This window comes from Lysinibacillus sp. GW821-FHT14F06, from assembly GCF_058803665.1.
In genome coordinates, this window is the sequence record NZ_JBXAPF010000013.1 from 101,255 (window position 1) to 121,712 (window position 20,458).

The following is a 20,458-nucleotide window of genomic DNA, read 5'->3' on the forward strand; positions in this document are numbered from 1 at the left end:
ACTTGCATTGAGTGGAAAAATTTTTTCTAGGAAACGAGTCCCCTAGAAAAAATAGAAATACTTGTCTGTAGCAATTCTTCCGTTGGCATCTCTGAAACAATTGTTCCTAAGCGTGCACGTGACATAAAATGTCCAAAATTCATAGCGATTAATGATAGTGCAGCTGCTTCAAAATTGATTTCTCTAATCTTTTCTCTTTGATGCATCTCCTTTAAATAATGAACAAGCTCATTTTTAATAAGGAGCGGGATATTCGCAATTTCTTCATTAATTTCAGGAAATTGCATCCCTTCCTTAAAGCCAATCATGACAAAGTCTTTGATGGACATTAAAAAATGAAAGTGCTTTAGGGAAAAATTCAATAAATCACTTTCCAAATCCCATGTCACATTTGTAGTAAGCTCCTGCTGCATCAGAGGATAGTAGGAAAACTTTTCAATGATGGCTTTTAAAATGCCCTGCTTGCTACCAAAATGGCGAAAAATGGTTACCTCATTAACCTCAGCTAATTCAGCTATAGCTTTTGTTGTTGCTGCGGTATAACCTTTTTCACTGACAAGATGTAATGCAGCTTCAATAATTCGATCAGCAGTCCCTTTTGTTGACAAAAAATTACTTCCTTTCATGCAAGTGATTACTTACATGCTAGCATAGTGTAATTTTGTATGCAATAAAAATAGAAATAAAAATGCTCGGGTGATGGGAGAACCGCTCAGGTAGAGCCGGAAAATGCTCGGGTGCCGAAGATAACCGCTCAGGCAGAACCGGAAAGTGCTCGGTTGACAGTAAGAATCGCTCAGGTAGAACTGGAAAGTGCTCGGTTGCCGAAGAGAACCGCTCAGATAGAACCAAAAAATGCTCGGTTAACAACAGAACCGCTTAGCTAACAGGAAATAATGTACAGGTAGACTCGAAATCTACCTTAAGTCAGAAGAAACGCTCAAATTAACATACATAACCTATACTGTGAAGCTGAACCAGGTTCCCCACAGACCCTAATAACTGCTTTTTAAATGAATGAAATAACATTGACAACTATATCGTCTGCTGATATATTTTATTATATCGTAGGTCGATATATTGTTGTGCGATATAGGGGGGATTTGTATGACACAAGAGCATCCGCCATTAACAGAAGGCGTTTATTATATTTTATTAGCTTTATTTGACGCGAGGCATGGGTATGGGATTATGCAATTGGTAGAGGAAATGAGCAATGGTCGTGTGCGGCTTGGAGCTGGAACGATTTATGGTGCGATAAAAACCTTATTGGAACGAGGATGGATTGAAGCACTAGAAGATGATGGACGAAAAAAGGAATATGTAATAACTGAGAGTGGAAAAGAAGTTGTGCACTATGAAATTTTAAGATTAAGGGAACTTTTTGACAATGGTATCCGTATAACGAAGGAGGATGGGAACTTTGCATAAGTATTGGTTAGTGATGAATCCGTATGTTATTGAAAAAAGAGTTAATGAGATGGCTAGTCAAGGATGGCATTTGAAAAAATTTACTTGGATTCGTTTTACATTTGAGCAAGATGAACCAGGTAGCTATATTTATCGCCATGATGAATTGGAGCGATTTGGTACTTCCTATGAAGATGAGTACCTAGACTTTCTCAAATCATCTGGAATAGAACAAGTAGACCGTTCTGGAAACTTTGTTTTCTTTAGAAAGCCTGCTCATGAAGGACCCTTTGAACTTTATTCTGATAAAAAAACTAAAATCAGTAATTTGTCCAAAAAAATTACGCTGTTGTTATTGATTCTCCTACTGAATTTGTTTGTGGGTTTAACAGGGCTTATTAGTATTTTCAAAGGACAGCATACAGATTTGCTGAAATTACTACTGAATAGTACTAATATTCTTATTGTTATGTTATTAGTGGGACCAATTTTTAAACTTATGCGAGTGCGTAAAAATTTGAAGAAGGAACTGGATGTGTTTACAGATTAGAGAGGAGGTTAACTCTGTGAAAATATTTAAATTTCGTTTTTTTATTGATCATGAACGAGAAGAACAATGGGTTAATAACATGGCAGAACAAGGCTGGCACTTAAAAAAGTTTTGGCCATTCGTTTTTCTCTTTGAATATAGCAAATCTGACGAATACATTTATCGCAATGAAATGGTGTTAAAACGAAAAAAAGATTACTATGATTTTTTAGATACAATGAATATTAAACATGTATATTCATTTGGGGTATGGGCGTACTTTAGAAAAAGGAAAGAAGAGGGGCCATTCGAAATATTTTCCGGGAAATCAGAAAAAATAAAATATTTATCTCGAATTAATACATTGTTTATCTGGGTATGTCTAATAAATGCCTTTGCAGTGATGGTAAATATTTTACCTTTTATGCTTATACATCAATTTAACCAAGCATTCCCATGGATTTGCTTATTTAATGTCTTTTTAATTTCCTTATTAATAATCGAGATATTTAGAAATCACAAACGTAAAAAGAAATTAAAATTGCTTACTCATATTTATGAGGATTAGAGGAAGACGGAGTGCTACAAGAATTACATAGACTAATAGGGAGGAAAAAGAATGACATTACAATTACAGCATGTCACAAAGAAATATAAGGATTTTACAGCAGTAGATGATCTTAATTTCACGATTGAAAAAGGAGAGATTTTTGGGTTAATCGGACAAAATGGAGCAGGTAAAACAACGACTTTCCGTATGATTTTGGATTTGCAGGAAACAACGGAAGGGACGATTACGTGGGATGGTAAACCTGTGAATGCTATCAACCGTGATGTTCTTGGTTATTTACCAGAAGAACGAGGTATATTCCCAACAATGAAGGTTGAGGATCAATTATACTTTTTCGGTGAGCTTCGTGGAATGAAGAAAGAGGAGTTAAAGAGAGATATTGATTTTTGGATTAGCCGATTTGAGCTTGAGGAAAAAAGGAGAGATAAGGCAGAAACATTATCGAAGGGGAATCAGCAAAAAGTACAGCTGATTGCGAGTTTTATTCATAAGCCACAGTTCTTAATTTTAGATGAGCCATTCAGCGGTCTTGACCCGGTCAATAAAGATTTGTTGAAAGATGCCATATTACTTTTAAAAGAACAGGGTACAACGATTTTGTTCTCTAGTCACCAAATGGATAATGTAGAGGAGCTATGTGATCACCTTTGTTTATTAAAACGTGGAGTCTCTCTTTTTTCAGGTAGCTTGCTAGATTTGAAGAAACAATATGGAAAAATCAAATTGGCTGTGCGTACAGATTGGTCTACTACGCAGTTACTGACACTTGAAGGCGTTAAAGATGTACGTGTTGAGAAAGAGCAAACAGTGCTGACTTTGAAGGACGAGAGCTTTGCACAAAGCATTTTCCAACAGCTTTCAAATGGCAAATATATTGAGAAATTTAGCTTAGATTACTTATCGTTAGATGAGATCTTTAAGGATAAGGTAGGTGGCAACATTGTCGAAGTTTAATTTATTAATGAAACAACTATATAGATCAAAATTAAAATCAAAGTCTTTTATTTTAATGACATGTCTTTATATACTCGGTATGTCCGTTGCAATTTTTTGGTCGGATATAAAGGAGTTATTTACAGGTAATGATCAGGCAAAGCAAATAGCCATTGTGAATGAAACAACTGCCGATTTAAGTGGACTTTTTGTTTCAAATGGTGATATAGAATTTATACAGAATGAAACCAATCTCTCAAAGCTAGAGAAAAAGGTCAAGGATGAAAAGCTTGATGCAATTGTTAAAATTACAGATCAGAAGGGTCAACTGCATGCTGAAATTGCTACATATACACCTTTAAAACTAAATGATCAAACAACTATATCTTCGTTACTGCAATATGCGGGTCAGCATTATGCTGTTCAACAGTTATCATTAACTTCTGAGCAAGCAGCACAAATTATGAGTGCCCAAACAATTATCTCCAATAAAAATTTAAATGAAGAGTCTACTGGTGGTAAGAGTGAAGAGGAAAAGCAATCAGGACTTTGGGTGTCCTATGCAGTTGGTATTTTAATTTATTTCTTTATTTCCACATTCTTATCTATGATTACAACAGAGATTGCCTCAGAAAAAGGCTCTCGGGCAATGGAGATGCTTTTAGTAAGTGTCAAACCAGCTACCCATTTTAAAGCAAAAATTGCTGGAGTGCTGTTATTAGCTTTAACACAAATGGGAATTATTGCAGTGGTATTCCTTGTGTATGCTAAATTTGTGAAGAACGGTGTTATTTGGGATGCTGCTACAAGCATTGTGAAGGAATTGTCACTGGGATACGTTATTTATGCAATACTTTTCCTACTCTTGACAATTATCCTCTATTTAATTGTAGGGGCACTATTCGGTTCATTAGTTTCAAAAGTCGAGGAAGCGGGTCAAGTATTAATGCCTGCAATGATGATTACATTAATCGGCTTCTATGTAATGCTATCAGGTATCGGCAATCCAGACACGCTTATTATTAAGATATTCTCCTATATTCCATTTACATCTGGCATGGTTATGCCGATGCGCATTGGGGCTACTGATATAGGGGTGATGGTACCACTTTTATCATTAGGCATTTTAGTAGCAACGATTATTGTCGCTTATTTATTTAGCCTTTCCTTCTATAAACGTAGTGTCTTAACTTATAGCTCGGGTGGCGTGATTCAAAAAATTAAAACTGTGTTAAAAGTGACAACATAAATGATGGAGCAGCTATGGATTGTAGCTGCTTTTTTAGTTCGTACATGTAAAACCTAGAAAACAATGTCAAATATTTAACGTATTCTGTCGAATTTCCTCGTAAAACAGGCTATAATTTATGAAAGGGGTTGAGGCTGTGTTATCGCAAGCACAAATCGATGCTAGATTAAAACAAAACTCTAATTATCGTGTAGCATCACAAGAAGAGAAGGAACTGTTTTTTGTCAAGCTTGAGCAACAAGCACCTAAGAGTGATGATTTAGTCTCAATCTTGAATAATCGTGAGCAATTGCAGGTTTTTGTCGATATTTCTAACCCTACAAATTATAGATTTCAACTAGAGCACTCAGAGGGTTCCTATAGATTGACTAACTCATTTTTTGCAATGCTTGAGTAAATGAAACTTTTTCGTTATGTAATCGTAAATATTAGAAGATAAATCGCAGGGGGTAAAACAATATGTCTGAATTCAACAACGACCTATTAAAATCGAAAGATCCATTCGCATCAGAAAATCCTTTATTACAGCCTAATCCATTAGTAAAGGTGGAACAAGAGCAAAAACCAGTACTTGTTTCTGAGCAGGAGCTTTCTCAAATTGCTCAAAATCAGTTGGCGTTAAAGCAAGATCCTGAGGTTCATGCATTAGCACGAAAAATTGATGTAAAAGACCAAATTGCTATGCTAGAGCTTGGAAAAGAAACAGCGAATGGCATTTCTACTTTTTCAGATAAAATGTTAGCAACAATGAAAACGAGTAAACTTGAGGAATCAAGTGTATTATTAAATAACTTAAATCGAATTATGGATAAATTTGATCCTCAAGATTTTGCAGAGGACAAAAAGGGAGGCTTCCTAACAAGGCTATTCACGAAAGGAAAGGAACAATTAGAAAAATTCCTATCCAAATATGACAGCATGAATAAGGAAGTTGATGTAATCTATCGTGAGATTCAAAAGTATGAAGTTGAGATGAAACGTAATACGGTTGATCTCGAGAATCTATATGATCAAAATTTAGACTACTTCCAAACGTTGAGTAAGTTTGTTGCAGCAATTGAGGTAAGAACTGATGAAGTACGTGCATCATTACCAGCGCTTGAACAAAAAGCTCAAACTGGCGATCAATTGGCAGCCATGGAATATGAAACATTGCTTCGTGCTGTGGATTTGCTAGAGCAACGTCGTTACGATTTAGAAATGGCACAGCAAGTTTCATTCCAATCTGCTCCACAAATACGATTGATGCAGCAGGGGAATAACCATTTAATTGCTAAAATTAATTCTGCATTTGTTACAACTATACCTATTTTTAAGCAAGGACTTATACATGCTGTAACATTAAAACGCCAAAAGCTTATTTCAGATTCAATGAGTGAGCTGGACCGTCGTACAAATGAAATGCTAGTACGCAATGCAGAGAATATTAGTAAAAATAGTGTGAATATCGCACGTGTTGCAGGTAGCCCAAGCATAAAAATCGAAACAATTGAAACGACATGGCAAACGATTATGGCGGGTATTCAAGAAACGAAGCAAATTCAAGCGGAGACAGCGAGAAATCGTGAGGAAGGCCGTAAACGTATAGAACGCCTGCAGCTTGAATATGAAAAACTGAAAAAAATGTAACCAGAAAGCTTCTTGCACAACTGCAAGAAGCTTTTCTTTGCGTAGGATATTAAAAGTGAATGATTAAATCCCTTGTCTATTTATCTATTGGAAAATATCTATGGATTTGTCTTTGACAAAAAAGAAAATAATGATTATGATTAGATAAATGAGAATGATTATCAAATGAGAAGGGCGCGGATAGATGATTATTAAAGCAATACCATTACACGAATATTTTAGTAGTGGAGTGATGAAACGATAATGAGTAAAATGAATGCAACTAGATTGTCTTGTGAAACATTAAAAGATGGAGCACTTGCTGTTAATACGACAGAAACGCTTATACTCGTACCACGAAATCGCTATCAGGGATTAATGCATATAGAAGAGCTGTATCATGCCATGCATATAGATGTAGATGAGAAACATCATATTTTAGAGCAGGAGCGAAAACTGTTAAAAAAACAAAATATACAGCTATTGGAGGAAGTACAAAAATTAAAGCAGCAAAATGCGGTATTACAAAAAAAGTTGACGGAATATAATTGTGCAGTTGACGAGCTGAAGGAGCTTCGCAGACAAAATACCGAGCTACTAATTGAATTAAGTAAATACACTGCATTGTCGAGGGAGTCACTTTCAGGTCCACTCAAATCCATGATTCGTGATATGAGAGAGCAGGGTGTAGGCATTAAGGAAATCCATATTCGAATTAAACGACAAATTAATCCAGATATTAGCTATAGTATGGTGCGTAAATATATTTCTGAGCTTGAATCTGAAGATAAAGCTTAGCATCCATATAGGTGGGAAGTAAATTCAGCATTTACAGTTCTCTAGCAAAGTCCTATAATTAGTCTATTCTTTAAGAATTACGCAAAGTCATAATCGACTTCAACAAGAGTAGGAGAGTTAGAGGCAATGTCGAATGAAAAAAAAGGGGTTTTGGCAGCGTTCTTGGCTTATGTCTTCTGGGGTGCCTTTCCTCTATATTGGAAATTACTTGAGCATGTGCCGAGTATGGAAATTTTATTATCACGTGTCATTTGGTCCTTTGCCTTTACGGTAATAGCAGTATTCCTGTTTGGCATGCGAAAGGATCTTCTTGCAGATTTAAAATATTTATGGTCACATCAAAAGCATTTCTGGCAGCTGGCGGGAGCTTCCTTTGTGATATCTATGAACTGGTATCTATATATTTGGGCGGTTACAAATAACCATTTAATTGAGACAAGCTTAGGCTATTATATTAATCCACTGCTTTCAGTTATTTTTGGGGTCATCTTCTTTAAAGAGACACTTAACCGTGCACAATGGGTAGCTACAGGAATTGCCTTTATTGCAGTCATAATTTTAACGATTAACTATGGCTCCGTTCCATGGGTGGCGTTGCTTATTGCATTATCCTTTGCCATTTACGGTGTATTGAAAAAGAAAATTACACTCGATGCCACAAGAGGCCTAGCTATAGAGACATTATTTATTTTACCGATTGCATTAGGCTATTACGTCTATCTGTTCACAACACAGCAAGCCTCATTCTTACACGTCGATGTAAAAACAAACATCCTGATGATTGTTAGTGGTTTGGTGACAGCTATACCTTTAATTTTATTTGCAAAAGGTGCACAAAATATTCCGCTTTATTTACTAGGCTTTATTCAATACGTCTCCCCGACTATTGTATTAATTTTGGGGGTTGTGTTATATAAAGAGCCTTTTAGTCAGGTAGAGCTAATCGCATTCAGTATTATATGGGCAGCCTTACTACTGTTTTCTGGCTCGAAAATCATTGAAACGAGGAAAGCTCATCATAAATCTGCTTACAAGAACTTGTAGAAATTTTCTACAGGTTTTTTATTTGTTACTATTTGAATTCCTATTTCAAAAAAGTCTGTTAGCAGAGAGCATTTCTCCTTATTTTTAGCTGTAGGTAAAAGCACCTTTACTTTTTTTACTGTATATAGTAAGATAATGACAAATTAGATAACAATGATATTTATTGAGAGGTGCTTTTTGTGAGTGTAGTAGGTTCTAAATAGGAATAATTACATCGAAATAAAATGATTGACGATGACAGGGATTTATAGTAAAAAAGGACCCTTTATTTAGTCATGCTTTTATTTCCAAACCTATGAAGATACCTACAATACTTTATAAAGCGTGTAATGCTCTGACTAACTTCATGTTGATGAGGTCTTTTTCAGGATGCTTATTACATATGCCTTTGTAATGTGAAAGCTGTGGTATCCCCACGGCTTTTTTCTGTGAAAAAAACTATTTCATGATTGGGTTGAGAGTCAGAAACTCATGATTGTTTTATTTATATATAAATCATTGCTATCTAATGAATAGGTATCTTCATGAATGATTCTAGAAAATCATAGTGAGGAGCAATTAACAATGAATTATACTACTCTTGAGAAGTTACAATACAATGAATTGAAGGAAAATGTGAAATGCTACTGTGTGAGTGGATTAGGTAAACAGTTATTAGATAAATTAGAGCCAAGTTCCAATATATCTGTTGTTCGAAATCGGTTGAATGAAACGACTGAGGCACGGATCATTTTAGATGCAAAAGGGCATATTCCGTTTTTAGGCGTATCCAATATTGAAAGTATCATCAAGAAGCTTGAAAAAGGAGTAATTTTAGACCCAAATGAATTAATAAGCATGTCAGATTTTTTACGCGGATGTCGCAAAATTAAAAACTTTATGTTGGAGAAGGAATTTTTTGCACCAATTCTTGCATCCTATGCCTTGTCAATGGCTGAATTTAAAAGTATAGAAGAGGAAATTAATTTTGCGATTAAGGCTAATCGCGTAGATTCAGCAGCTAGTCGAGAACTAAAGCGGATTCGAAATCATATTGAAGCAACAGAGGAGAAAATTAAAGAGCGCTTAACGAAATTTTTAAATAGCAGTGCTAATAAAACCTATATACAAGAATTCTTTATTAGTAAAAAGGATGATCGTTATACAATTCCCATCAAGGCCTCCTATAAAAATCATGTTCAAGGAACGGTAGTAGAGATTTCATCGAAGGGTGCTACAGTTTTTATAGAACCAAGCGCAGTCGCAAAATTAAATGTAGAATTGGCGACCCTGAAAGCAGAGGAAGCTATAGAGGAATATCAGATTTTAGCCTCATTATCTGGACTTCTGATGGAAAATATACGAGAGATCACGATTAATATGGAGTTGATCAGTCAGTATGATATGGTTTTTGCTAAAGCTAAGTATAGCAAGAAAGTAGGAGGCATCGAGCCAAGCTTGAATGATTTTGGCTTTATCAAATTAATCAATGGTAAGCATCCTTTATTAACAGGCAATGCGGTTCCATTAACGTTTGAAATCGGTCAAGACTATCGGAGTTTAATTATTACAGGACCTAATGCTGGTGGAAAAACGGTTGTCCTCAAGACGATTGGTCTTTTAACATTGGCAACCATGTCAGGCTTTCATATTGTAGCCGAAAAAGGAACCGAAATGGCTGTATTTGATAAAATCTTTGTAGATATTGGTGATAATCAAAGTATTGAAAATGCCCTTAGTACATTTTCATCTCATATGAAAAATCTTTCGGACATTATGATGGCATCAAATAATCATACATTATTACTTTTTGATGAAATCGGTAGTGGAACGGAACCAAACGAAGGAGCAGCATTAGCTATATCTATTTTAGAGGAGTTCTATTATATGGGCTGTATAACAGTTGCCACAACCCATTATGGTGAAATAAAACGTTTTTCTGAAATGCACAGCGACTTTATGAATGCGGCAATGCGTTTTAATAGTAAAACATTAGAGCCGTTGTATCAATTAATGATTGGTGCCTCTGGGGAAAGTAATGCACTTTGGATTTCGCAGAAAATGAATATTCGTAAAACAGTATTACAACGAGCGAAGGACTATTTGGACAATAAGGATTACCAGCTAGAACGGATTCATGACAGTAAAATTAGAAGACCCAAAATAGGGAAAGGGAGTACTAAAGCGACTTATAAATTTTCCAAAGGAGATCGAGTGAAATTATTAGATTATGAAGATGTTGGTCTTTTCTACAAAGAAATGGATAATTATTTTAATGTTGTTGTGTTTTATAAGGAACAGTTTATGGAGGTAAATATCAAGCGTTTGGAATTAGAGCTACCTTCAACTGAACTATACCCTGAAGAATACGATTTGGAGACATTATTTGTGAACTATAAAGAACGCAAGCTTCAGCATGATATTGAGCGTGGTTCGAAAAAAGCTCTACGCAAGATTCAGAAGGAAATGAGAAGAGATAAGGGGTAAGGATTATGGTAGGGTGGAGGGAAATTTCCTTTTCTCTCCCCTTTTATTTCATGGTATGATTTGTAAAATAATGATTATTAAGAGCAGAAGGGTGAAAAAATATGAAGTCATATATTTTTGATTTTGATGGAACAATAGCTGACTCAAAACAATGCAGTATTCTCGCAACAAAAGAAGCATTTCAAATACTAGATCTTGAGATTCCAAGTATAGAAGATATTGAATATTATATGGGTATTCCCATTGAACAGTCTTTTAAACAAATGTTATCCAAACAAATAGACGATATAAAGTTCGAGAGGTTACTTGATACCTTTCGACAGGAATATAAAAGATTTGAAAATGACTCACTAGTCCTTTTCCCTGATATGATGAATGTATTGAAAGAACTCAATTGTCAAGGAAAACAATGCTTTGTTGTCTCAAGCAAAAAAACAGATGTGCTTTTAAGAAATCTACAGACACTTAAAATCGCTCAATTTTTTAAAGATTACATCGGTTCAGATCAAGTGGAAAATTATAAGCCTCACCCAGATGGTATTTTAAAACTAGTTGAACGTTATCAAATAGACATTGAAGATAGTATTATGATTAGTGATGCTATTTTTGATATCCAGATGGGGAAATCAGCTGGTTGTAGGACCTGTGCTGTAACCTGGGGGAGCCATTCAGAAGAGCTTCTATTAACAGAATCACCAACTTTTTGTATACATAAAGTTTCAAATTTACTAAGTTTAAATGAGTAATTGATGAAACAATATAAAAATGACCTATTGTTATTTGTTGACAATAGGTCATTTTCATTACACAGTGTCAATCTGTGCCTTAATGGTATTATAGGTTTCTTCAATTTTTTGCTTATATGGAAGATCGATTAAATCCTGTGAATCCATATAGGCCATTTTTGCAATTTCGTAGGCTGTTGTTAACTCACCAAAATGTGCATAACAGAGTGCCTTATAAGAGAAGCATTCATTAAAGCCTAAAATGTCAAATGGATGTAGGATGAATGAAGGAATGTTTGTAAAATGTTCAAAAGCTTCTTTAGCCTCTTCATACCGACCTAGCAAATATAAGGATTTACCTTTTTCACAATAATATAAGTTTTTATCAAATTTAATTGCGCCTATATCCATAAGTGGACGAAAACGCTCTATCTCCTCTAGTGCCTTTTCATAATCATAGGCGTAATTGTTATAATAATGTGCTCGTAATGTGAAGATAAAAGCATCCACATCCGCTTGCTCCACAAAAACACGATACTGCTCTAGCTTCGTAATCAAATGCTCTGCTTGCTCGAAATCATTGTCAACCATTGCACAAAACGCTGCAATACGATACATATCATCAATATAATAATAAAATTGGTTTTTATGTGCATTGGCAATTGATTCTTTAACGAGTTGTTTCCCTGCTTCATGTTCTCCGATGGCTAATTGAAAAATGCTAATATAATAAGCCATTTTCCCAGCATCCCGTGAATCTAGTTGATAATTTTCTTGCTCAGCCTCTTCCTTAGCCTGTAAGATGCAAGAATAAGCCATTTTATAGTTTCGACCTTCCATAAATACAGCTGACTGTAATACATAGGTTTCGAACCAATGACTCAGTAAATTAATTTCTTTAAACATAAAGCGTGCACGTTTGAGTGGCGACTCCCATGTCGTTATGCCTGAAAGATATTGTGCTACCGCGTAAATATAAAGTAAACGACCTGCTTCATAGCTAAGTGGGAGCTCTTCTACATAAGGCTTAATCATTTCTATGGTTTGCTGTAGGTTTTTTTTATCATCAAGCTGTATTTCTGCATAGAAAATTTCCACCTGCTCTAGAAGATGTCGTATCGTAGAAGGTGCTATTTCTTCAAGTAGTTCACTTGCTTTTACCCCTAAACGCTCCGCGATATATTCAAGACTTTCCATCGAGGGATTAGCCTTATCATTTTCAATTTGACTTAGCATACCTTTTGTTAGGCGATCACCAGCAAGTACCTCTAATGTTAATTTTCGTTCTTTCCTTAAATTGCGAATACGAGTGCCTAAAGAGTTCACTTCCTCGCCTCCTTTATTCATAACATGTCCTTAGTTTAATTATATTAAACTTTTTCTTGCGTGAAAAGTAGAAGTTGTGCTATATTTTGTTTAATAAAATTAAACTTTTAAATATTGTTAAAAATTTGGAGGGATTTAGGATGGATGAAGCGGCAAAATATAAAAAGGGGACCTATCATTTGTGGACATTTACAGCCAGTAAATTAATGGCGATGCTAGGGACAAATGTGCTATCCTTTGGGATTAGTTTGTATATCTTAGCCATGACGGGGTCTGCAACAAGCTTTGCGACCAACATGATTTGTTCAGTATTACCGCGAGCACTTGTTGCACCTTTAGCTGGTCATGTAGCTGATAATTACTCGAAAAAACGTACAATTCTACTTGCACAAGCAGGAACGATTGTAACAGTAGGGGGCTTACTGCTCTATACAGAAACAGTAGGGATGTCGGTCTATGCTATTTATGTAGCAACAGTTTTTACTGCGATATGCTCCGCTTTTTCAGGTGTAACATTCTCATCTGCTATCGCAACATTGGTCAATCCAGAGCGGTTACAGCGTGCCATGTCATTCAACCAATTATCGGTATCTGTTGCTGCAATTGGGGGACCAGTAATCGGGGGAATGATGTATGGGTTTTTCTCAATGAAAATATTTTTAATTGTCAATATGATTGCCTATTCAATTGCTTTTCTCTTGGAAGCAACGATGAACTTTAATCTTTATAGTACTAGAGAAGAAGATGTGAAAAAGGAAAAGATTTGGGAAGGGCTTACTAGTGGCTTTCGCTATATTAAGCAGCAAAAGGTTATTAAAACTGTAATGTGGATGTCATTATGGATTAATTTATTCTTTTCTGCCATTGTTGTTGGAGGGACTTACATTATTATTGAATTACTAAAAGTAAAATCTACACATTTTGGCTTTATCGAAGCTTCCGGTGCTTTTGGTATGCTTATTGCTTCCATTTATTTTGCGACAAGGGCAGAGGTTAAAGTACCGCTACGTTTTTCTAAAATCAGCTTATTACTGCTAGCAAGTAGTTTGAGCTTGGCTGTATTTCCGTTATTGATGAAATTATCGTATTTAACGATTGTGATTTTTTATATTGTGATTTATTTTATTTTTGCAATCTTTGAAATGGGTATTAACATGCCTATTGGTGTTTATATGCAAAAGCTAATAGCAGAAGAGTATCGAGGGCGTGTATTTGGATTAATGGAAACGATGGCGATGTCGATGATGCCAATTGGTATGATGGTGTACGGCATTTTGTACGATACATTACCAGCAACGGCTATTTTACTCTCTACTAGTGCAATTATTGTAACGATTACATTGGTTTTGCTTCGTACTTCTGTCTTAAAAGAAGCACACCCAGAATTTTATAATAAAGAAATTGTCACTGAGGGAGTCACAAATTAATAAGGCTTTTATATACAAAAAAACAACCAGACATTCTTCAATTTAAAGGATGTCTGGTTTTTCTAGCTGCATTATGAATTTAAAATCAGTAGTGATAGTGCCAGAGAAAATTACTGGTCCTCAATGACAATGTATGTTGCTTTAACAGGCCCATGTACACCAACAATCAGAATCATTTCGATATCAGCAGAGTTACTTGGTCCTGTAATAAAGTTAATACAGGAGGCAATCTGCTCTCCGTCTCTTATTTTTTCACGAATAAAGCGCGCAGCTTGCGTCATACGTGGAACGATTGTGCTTTTAGGAATCAAAATAATGGATTTCTCTGGTAAGAAGCTAACAGATCTACCTTTATCTTTGCTGCTAAAAAGTACAGCAGTCCCTGATTCTGCTAATGTCATTTCGCTTATAGTAATGCCAATATTTGCTTTTTCAGCCTGTTGAATGTTTTCCTCATGCTGTGCCGAGTTCCATTCATACAGTTGAATTCCCATTTGTGACCACTGTTCTGTCATACATGATGTTAAGCCATAACGTTCAAAACGTTCATCTTTCCATGTTACTACTGAATGACCTCCATAATTATCAACGACTTTTTGTAATTCCTTTGTGAGATTAGCCGTATCTGTCAGAACAATGTCTGTATGAATATTTTTACATTGCTCCACCAAAACCTCTACTAATTCATCTTTTGTTACATCTTTCAGTACGCGCTCTTGCGGCTGATATTGCCATATAGGTTGTGCAAGCTCAGTTTTAGGTGTACGTCCAAGCTGTTGGGCGATTTTTGATAAAAAGGCATCTCTATTTTCTATAGTACCTATCATTAGTGCTCTCCTCCTTTAGAACGTTGCTTTAGCCAATTTCTGAAACTATCTTTATTGGGTGCAGGAAAATCTCTTGCTTCTGTCCACGCTTTTAAAGGACCAGGACCATTTGAGATTTTATTGTCTTTAGTAAATGGTGACATTGCAGGTGAGGCCATCTTTGTCGCCATTTTATAAAGAGTAGGGGAGGAGGCACCTAGACCAAATGCCTTCATTAATAGCTTTTCAGAAACAGGTGCTCTTCCTTCGTTTTCAACAATTACTTGACGATGTCGATGAATAAGCTGATGTAATGGAATTTTCACAGGACAAGCATCTGTACATGCCCCGCACAATGTGGAGGCATATGGTAGTTCTTTAAAATCATCGTAACCTCCTAATAATGGAGAGAGCACAACACCCACAGGTCCTGAATAGATGGAGCCGTACGTATGACCACCAACATGACGATAAACTGGACATGCGTTGACACATGCTGCACAGCGAATACATTGTAGAATTGGCTGGAATTCGCCTCCTAAAATATCGGAGCGCCCGTTATCAACAATGACTAAATGGAATTCCTCTGGGCCATCTGTATCGCCTTCTTCTTTTATTCCCGTTAAAGTTGTAATATAGCTCGTTAGCTTTTGACCAACAGCACTTCTTGTTAATAAACTGACAAGGACCTCCATCTCTTCAAATGTAGGAACAATTCGTTCCATTCCCATAACGGTAATTTGAGTTTTCGGTAGGGCAGTCACTAAATCTGCATTACCTTCATTTGTAACAAGTGTAATAGAGCCACTTTCTGCAATGGCAAAATTACAGCCTGTGATTCCAATATCAGCAGTCAAGTATTCATTCCGAAGTTTTTCACGGACATAGAGGGCAAGCTCCTCTGGTTTTTCAGTTTTATCATAGCCTTGCTTTTCTTTAAAAACATCTCGTATTTGCTCCTTATTTTTATGCAGAGCAGGAACAACAATATGAGATGGTGGCTCATGATCATCCACCTGTAAAATGTATTCACCTAAATCTGTTTCAATAACTTCACAACCAAGCTCTTCTAGCGCAATATTTAAATTGATTTCTTCTGTAACCATTGATTTTGACTTTACGATTTTCTTAGCATTTTTCTTTTTTGCAATACCTTGAATATAGTCTGTTGCTTCTTTTGCTGTTTGTGCAAAGTAAACATGTCCACCTCTTTTTGCAACATTTTCACTTAACTGATATAAGTAAAAATCTAAGTTTGCTAGCACATGCTTGCGAATTTCTTCTCCATGAGAGCGCCATTCCTCCCAATGACCAAGCTCTTCAGCCTGTGTAAGTCGACGTGTTTGAAAGCGTTCCTGTGCACTTGACACAGCTCCACGCATAAATGTATTTTCTAACTCCTTCGTTACTCGATGATTAAATTGATCGTCACTAGTTTTCATTGCCATTGCTATTACCCCCTCTAATCTATCGGCAATTTAATACTTCTGCAATATGCATCACTTTAATTGGCTTCCCCTGCCGATCAATTCGACCGCCAATATTGATTAAACAACCAGCATCAGCGCCAATAAGGATATCTGCTCCTGTTTGTTCTACATTTTGTACTTTTTCAGTAACCATTTCTCCTGAGATGTTGCCCATTTTTACTGAAAAGGTACCACCAAATCCACAACAGCGATCTTTTCCTGACAGTTCCACATATTGTAAACCTTTCACTTGACGTAATAATTTAAGTGGTGCTTCTTTTACTCCAAGTAGGCGTGTCATATGGCAGGATGTATGATAAGTAGCTATGCCTTCTAAATGGGCTCCAACGTCCTCAATCTTTAATACATTGACAATAAATTCTGTAAATTCAAAGGTTTTGTCTGCTAATGCTTGTGCTTTTTGTTCCCAAATCGGGTCCTCCTTAAAAACCTCTGGATATTCCTTAAACATATACGCACAGGAGCCTGAAGGAGAGACCACATATTCAGCATGTTCAAATGCTGTAATCATTTTTTTCATGGCATTTTTAGATTCTTTTACGTAGCCACTATTATAGGCTGGCTGGCCGCAGCAAATTTGATTTTCTGGAAAATCAATTTCACAGCCAAGTCTTTCAAGTACTTCAACAACAGCTTTTCCTACATCTCCTTGAAACATATCAACTAAACAAGTTGCAAATAGTGTAACTTTCATGATTATCGCTCCTTTTTATTATTTCCTACATTAACTGGGGAAGATCTTTTAAGTGTTAGATTCATTTCCCAAACAATTACGATTGACTTGAAATTCTACATAATTCAACCGGTCATCTGATGACTATGTTGAGCAAATAGATTGTTTTTATAATACTACAACTTTTCAAATGAGTAAAAGTGTTTATTATAAATTTTCGAAAAATTTAAAAGCTGCCTATATAAAAACTAGGCAGCTATTGTTATTTCATTGATTCAGTTGTTTCAAAATATTGCATTAAAACCTTTTCGACATTGCTTAAATGGGAGGCCATAGCATGCTTTGCCAGCTCTTCATTTTGCTGTTTAATGGCAAGGAAGATTTGCATATGCTCATCGTATAGCTGCTCACTTGTTGTTTTTTTAGAGTATAACCAAATTCGACGTGTCTCTTTCATTGTTTCAATCATTAACCCTGAGACTTGGTCTAATATAGTTGCAAGCAGGGGATTTTGTGATGCTTTAGAAATTGCCGCATGAAATTGGAAATCCACTTTTTCGCCTAGCTCGCCATCTCCTTGTACACGTTTCATTTCATCCAATATTTGAATCATGGCTTGAATGTCCTCGTCCGTTCGATGGATAGCCGCGCTTGCAGCTGCACCTACTTCAATGATTTTGCGCACTTCTAACAAATGAGCAACATCTTGTTTATTTGTTAATATTGCTGTCGATAGGGGAAAATCAAGTTGGCTCGGCTGGATACTTTTAACAAAGGTTCCCGAACCCTGTTTGATTTCAATGAGTCCCATTGCCTTTAAAGCAGAAAGTGCTTCTCGTATAGCGGATCTACTTACCTGTAATTGTTCTGCAAGCTGTTCAACAGAGTCAAGACGATCACCAGGTTTCAGTACACCAGCTCTAATTTTTTCATAAAGGATTTCGGATACTTCTTCATAGATTTTTTTTGGTTTAATTTTTCTTAATTCCAAGGAGCTACACCTCATTTATGCTCAATCATATCTTTATTATACATGAAGAAAAGTAATTTACTTACTCTTTAACGTGAATACTTTGTGTAAATAATATGGAACTATAAGTAACAAATAATTTTTATATGTCGAATTTTAAGATTTCAAAAAAATATTGAATTTTGAGAATATAGTTAATATAATCTTATCATGAGGTCATCAGATGACCTAATATTCTGTTGTTTAAATAGCAGTAGAAGAATTTGAAGGTTTATTACAATAACATGGGAGCGATAGTGTATTTCTTTTGTTAGAAGTTATTTCTACAAGAAGGGAACGGAATCGACAGAAAAATCTTCTGGTGATGTGAATGACTTGAGAGGAGTGAAAAATACCGAGTACTAATGTGGCGTAAAAATGAATTTGGGAGAAAATATATGGGGGTATGAAATTTGACATTTACACAAAATTTCACAGCTGTTGGAGATAGTCTTGGGTGGTCAGCCGCTGTAGCAGTAATTCCGATTCTTTATTTTTTCTGGGCTTTAGCAGTAAAGAAAATGAAGGGCTATATGGCAGGTTTAACAACGCTATTTGTGTCCTTACTGTCGGCTGTTTTTGCTTTTAAAGTACCTGTAGCAACAGCTATTATGTCTGCTTCTCAAGGAGCGGTTTATGGGCTGGTACCAATTGGCTGGATTATTGTAACGTCTGTTTTCTTATACAATTTAACAGTGAAAACAGGAAATTTTAATATCATTCGTCATTCTGTATTATCAATTACTGAGGATCGGCGTATTCAAGCTTTACTCGTAGCATTTTCTTTTGGGGCTTTCCTTGAAGGCGCTGCTGGATTTGGAGCACCTGTTGCCATATCAGCAGCATTATTGGTTGGACTTGGCTTTAATCCTTTGTATGCCGCTGGACTATGTCTTATTGCTAATACAGCGCCAGTAGCATTCGGAGCAATAGGTGTTCCTATTACAGCAATGGAAGGTCCAACAGGTATATCAGCGTTCGAAATTTCGAAAATGGTTGGTCGACAATTGCCATTTCTAGCAGTCTTTATTCCATTCTTTTTAATTTTCATTATGACTGGTTTTAAAAAAACTTTGGAAGTTTTGCCAGCAATTTTAGTATCTGGAATTTCATTTGCTGTTACACAATATTTAAGCTCTAATTTTTTAGGACCTGAATTACCAGATGTTTTATCTGCCTTGGTATCATTATTTGCACTAGCGATTTTTATGAAATTTTGGCAACCAAAAACAATTTATCGCTTTGCTTCAGAGCGAGAGGTTCCTATTTCGAAGGCTACCAATGAATCATATAGTGGAGCAGCGATTGTGAAGGCATGGTCACCGTTTATTATTCTAACGCTCTTTATTTCTTGCTGGGGGATTCCTACGATTAAAAGTGCACTTACAGGACATTATGAAGGCGCAAATATGATACTCAAAGGTGTAAATGTCTTAGGACAAGCCCTAACATTTATGCCTGAAGTACCTTTTTTGCATAATCAAGTATTGAATGGTACAACTGGCGATCCAATTGCTGCTGTCTATAAATTAGAGTTGTTAGGTGCTGCAGGAACAGCCATCTTGTTAGCGGCTATTGTGTCCAAGTTTATTTTAAATATTTCTTGGGGGGAATGGAGTAAAACGTTTTTCGAAACGTTAAATGAGATTAAGTTTCCACTAATCACAATCTGTAGCGTTGTTGGCTATGCCTATGTTACAAATACAGCTGGTATGATGACGACGCTTGGCTTAGTGTTAGCAAAAACGGGTGCATTATTCCCATTCTTCTCACCTGTATTAGGGTGGCTCGGCGTATTTATCACTGGTTCGGATACCTCGTCAAATGTATTATTTGCCAAGCTACAGCAAGTTACTGCTGAATCTGTTGGGATGGACCCAGTGCTAGCACTTGCAGCGAATTCATCTGGTGGCGTAACTGGTAAAATGATTTCACCACAGTCAATTGCAGTGGCAGCAGCAGCTGTTGGTCTTGTTGGACGTGAATCTGAATTACTACGCTTTGCTATAAAGTATAGTATTATGCTGCTGTTATTTATTTGTATTCTTACCTACTTACAAAGTAATGTACTAGCTTGGATGATTCCATAGTAAATGAACGGTCTATTTAAATATGAAAGATTTACAACTAAAGTCTCTTGGAAGCGTTCTCTCTTTTCTAAGAGACTAAGCATTAAAATTTTTATCTTAAAATCAAAAAATCTTACTAAATGGAGGGAAGTCAATTGACATTCATACGTAAAATTCTCGTAGCCAATCGAGGAGAAATTGCGATTCGTATTTTCCGTGCCTGCACGGAGCTTCATATCCAAACAGTAGCCATTTATTCACGAGAGGATAGTGGCGCCTTCCATCGCTTTAAAGCAGATGAGGCCTATCTAGTAGGGGCGGGTAA

The 20,458-nt window shown here is 36.1% G+C and carries 20 protein-coding genes; 14 read left to right on the top strand and 6 right to left on the bottom strand.

Features of this window, described 5'->3' with window-relative positions; all coding sequences use genetic code 11:
• Positions 1–26: 26 nt before the first annotated feature.
• Positions 27–608 carry a TetR/AcrR family transcriptional regulator gene (locus AC1RNS_RS13590; protein WP_492993363.1) on the bottom strand — a complete coding sequence of 194 codons (582 nt, stop codon included), beginning with the start codon at positions 606–608 and terminating at the stop codon, positions 27–29.
• Between the two features lie 499 nt (positions 609–1,107).
• Between AC1RNS_RS13590 and AC1RNS_RS13595 the strand changes: the two genes are divergently transcribed.
• From AC1RNS_RS13595 to AC1RNS_RS13645, 11 genes are all read left to right on the top strand, one after another.
• The gene (locus tag AC1RNS_RS13595) at positions 1,108–1,431 is read left to right on the top strand and encodes a PadR family transcriptional regulator (protein ID WP_283871835.1); all 324 of its coding nucleotides are present in this window, start codon (positions 1,108–1,110) and stop codon (positions 1,429–1,431) included.
• On the top strand, positions 1,415–1,960 hold the full coding sequence (locus AC1RNS_RS13600; protein ID WP_492993365.1) for a DUF2812 domain-containing protein: 546 nt from the start codon (positions 1,415–1,417) through the stop codon (positions 1,958–1,960). The genes AC1RNS_RS13595 and AC1RNS_RS13600 overlap by 17 nt, the downstream gene beginning before the upstream one ends.
• A 16-nt stretch (positions 1,961–1,976) precedes the next feature.
• The gene (locus tag AC1RNS_RS13605) at positions 1,977–2,507 is read left to right on the top strand and encodes a DUF2812 domain-containing protein (protein ID WP_492993367.1); all 531 of its coding nucleotides are present in this window, start codon (positions 1,977–1,979) and stop codon (positions 2,505–2,507) included.
• Between the two features lie 51 nt (positions 2,508–2,558).
• Positions 2,559–3,464, top strand: coding sequence for an ABC transporter ATP-binding protein (locus tag AC1RNS_RS13610; RefSeq protein ID WP_492993369.1), 906 nt, complete (start codon positions 2,559–2,561; stop codon positions 3,462–3,464).
• Positions 3,442–4,692: an ABC transporter permease gene (locus tag AC1RNS_RS13615; RefSeq protein ID WP_492993371.1), complete on the top strand. Its 1,251-nt coding sequence runs from the start codon at positions 3,442–3,444 to the stop codon at positions 4,690–4,692. The genes AC1RNS_RS13610 and AC1RNS_RS13615 overlap by 23 nt, the downstream gene beginning before the upstream one ends.
• A gap of 136 nt (positions 4,693–4,828) precedes the next feature.
• Positions 4,829–5,089: a hypothetical protein gene (locus tag AC1RNS_RS13620; RefSeq protein ID WP_492993372.1), complete on the top strand. Its 261-nt coding sequence runs from the start codon at positions 4,829–4,831 to the stop codon at positions 5,087–5,089.
• A 62-nt stretch (positions 5,090–5,151) separates the two neighbouring features.
• Positions 5,152–6,321: a toxic anion resistance protein gene (locus AC1RNS_RS13625; protein WP_492993374.1), complete on the top strand. Its 1,170-nt coding sequence runs from the start codon at positions 5,152–5,154 to the stop codon at positions 6,319–6,321.
• Positions 6,322–6,564: 243 nt separating this feature from the next.
• On the top strand, positions 6,565–7,098 hold the full coding sequence (locus tag AC1RNS_RS13630; RefSeq protein WP_492993376.1) for a hypothetical protein: 534 nt from the start codon (positions 6,565–6,567) through the stop codon (positions 7,096–7,098).
• Between the two features lie 126 nt (positions 7,099–7,224).
• Positions 7,225–8,142, top strand: a complete 918-nt coding sequence (gene rarD, locus AC1RNS_RS13635; RefSeq protein WP_492993377.1) for an EamA family transporter RarD — start codon at positions 7,225–7,227, stop codon at positions 8,140–8,142.
• 564 nt (positions 8,143–8,706) lie between these two features.
• The gene (locus AC1RNS_RS13640; RefSeq protein ID WP_492993379.1) at positions 8,707–10,608 is read left to right on the top strand and encodes an endonuclease MutS2; all 1,902 of its coding nucleotides are present in this window, start codon (positions 8,707–8,709) and stop codon (positions 10,606–10,608) included.
• A 101-nt stretch (positions 10,609–10,709) separates the two neighbouring features.
• Entirely contained in the window at positions 10,710–11,354 is a 645-nt protein-coding gene (locus AC1RNS_RS13645) for an HAD family hydrolase (protein ID WP_492993381.1), read from the top strand.
• Between the two features lie 57 nt (positions 11,355–11,411).
• Here AC1RNS_RS13645 and AC1RNS_RS13650 read toward each other — a convergent pair whose 3' ends face one another.
• On the bottom strand, positions 11,412–12,659 hold the full coding sequence (locus AC1RNS_RS13650; protein WP_492993383.1) for a helix-turn-helix domain-containing protein: 1,248 nt from the start codon (positions 12,657–12,659) through the stop codon (positions 11,412–11,414).
• Positions 12,660–12,799: 140 nt separating this feature from the next.
• Here AC1RNS_RS13650 and AC1RNS_RS13655 point away from each other — a divergent pair, with 140 nt between their 5' ends.
• The gene (locus AC1RNS_RS13655) at positions 12,800–14,086 is read left to right on the top strand and encodes an MFS transporter (protein WP_492993384.1); all 1,287 of its coding nucleotides are present in this window, start codon (positions 12,800–12,802) and stop codon (positions 14,084–14,086) included.
• Positions 14,087–14,196: 110 nt separating this feature from the next.
• Here the strand turns inward: AC1RNS_RS13655 and AC1RNS_RS13660 are convergent, their stop codons facing one another.
• From AC1RNS_RS13660 to AC1RNS_RS13675, 4 genes are all read right to left on the bottom strand, one after another.
• Complete coding sequence (locus AC1RNS_RS13660) at positions 14,197–14,913, bottom strand: LutC/YkgG family protein (RefSeq protein WP_492993386.1); 717 nt, start codon at positions 14,911–14,913, stop codon at positions 14,197–14,199.
• The gene (locus AC1RNS_RS13665) at positions 14,913–16,340 is read right to left on the bottom strand and encodes a LutB/LldF family L-lactate oxidation iron-sulfur protein (protein WP_492993388.1); all 1,428 of its coding nucleotides are present in this window, start codon (positions 16,338–16,340) and stop codon (positions 14,913–14,915) included. Before AC1RNS_RS13665 ends, AC1RNS_RS13660 begins: the two co-directional genes overlap by 1 nt.
• Positions 16,341–16,359: 19 nt before the next feature.
• Positions 16,360–17,076: a (Fe-S)-binding protein gene (locus AC1RNS_RS13670; RefSeq protein ID WP_286926859.1), complete on the bottom strand. Its 717-nt coding sequence runs from the start codon at positions 17,074–17,076 to the stop codon at positions 16,360–16,362.
• A gap of 241 nt (positions 17,077–17,317) precedes the next feature.
• On the bottom strand, positions 17,318–18,046 hold the full coding sequence (locus tag AC1RNS_RS13675; RefSeq protein WP_492993390.1) for a FadR/GntR family transcriptional regulator: 729 nt from the start codon (positions 18,044–18,046) through the stop codon (positions 17,318–17,320).
• A 431-nt stretch (positions 18,047–18,477) separates the two neighbouring features.
• Here AC1RNS_RS13675 and AC1RNS_RS13680 point away from each other — a divergent pair, with 431 nt between their 5' ends.
• Both AC1RNS_RS13680 and AC1RNS_RS13685 read left to right on the top strand, forming a co-directional pair.
• Positions 18,478–20,154 (top strand): L-lactate permease, encoded by a 1,677-nt coding sequence (locus AC1RNS_RS13680; protein ID WP_492993391.1) that lies wholly within the window; start codon positions 18,478–18,480, stop codon positions 20,152–20,154.
• A 119-nt stretch (positions 20,155–20,273) separates the two neighbouring features.
• On the top strand, positions 20,274–20,458 hold a 185-nt coding region (locus AC1RNS_RS13685; RefSeq protein ID WP_492993393.1), incomplete at its 3' end, for a biotin carboxylase N-terminal domain-containing protein.

Coding starts and splice junctions, on each gene's coding strand:
- AC1RNS_RS13640 (WP_492993379.1), top strand. CDS start 8,707: ATGAATTATACTACTCTTGAGAAGTTACAATACAATGAATTGAAGGAA.
- AC1RNS_RS13610 (WP_492993369.1), top strand. CDS start 2,559: ATGACATTACAATTACAGCATGTCACAAAGAAATATAAGGATTTTACA.
- AC1RNS_RS13665 (WP_492993388.1), bottom strand. CDS start 16,340: ATGGCAATGAAAACTAGTGACGATCAATTTAATCATCGAGTAACGAAG.
- AC1RNS_RS13630 (WP_492993376.1), top strand. CDS start 6,565: ATGAGTAAAATGAATGCAACTAGATTGTCTTGTGAAACATTAAAAGAT.
- AC1RNS_RS13660 (WP_492993386.1), bottom strand. CDS start 14,913: ATGATAGGTACTATAGAAAATAGAGATGCCTTTTTATCAAAAATCGCC.
- AC1RNS_RS13645 (WP_492993381.1), top strand. CDS start 10,710: ATGAAGTCATATATTTTTGATTTTGATGGAACAATAGCTGACTCAAAA.
- AC1RNS_RS13670 (WP_286926859.1), bottom strand. CDS start 17,076: ATGAAAGTTACACTATTTGCAACTTGTTTAGTTGATATGTTTCAAGGA.
- AC1RNS_RS13655 (WP_492993384.1), top strand. CDS start 12,800: ATGGATGAAGCGGCAAAATATAAAAAGGGGACCTATCATTTGTGGACA.
- AC1RNS_RS13600 (WP_492993365.1), top strand. CDS start 1,415: ATGGGAACTTTGCATAAGTATTGGTTAGTGATGAATCCGTATGTTATT.
- rarD (WP_492993377.1), top strand. CDS start 7,225: ATGTCGAATGAAAAAAAAGGGGTTTTGGCAGCGTTCTTGGCTTATGTC.
- AC1RNS_RS13595 (WP_283871835.1), top strand. CDS start 1,108: ATGACACAAGAGCATCCGCCATTAACAGAAGGCGTTTATTATATTTTA.
- AC1RNS_RS13625 (WP_492993374.1), top strand. CDS start 5,152: ATGTCTGAATTCAACAACGACCTATTAAAATCGAAAGATCCATTCGCA.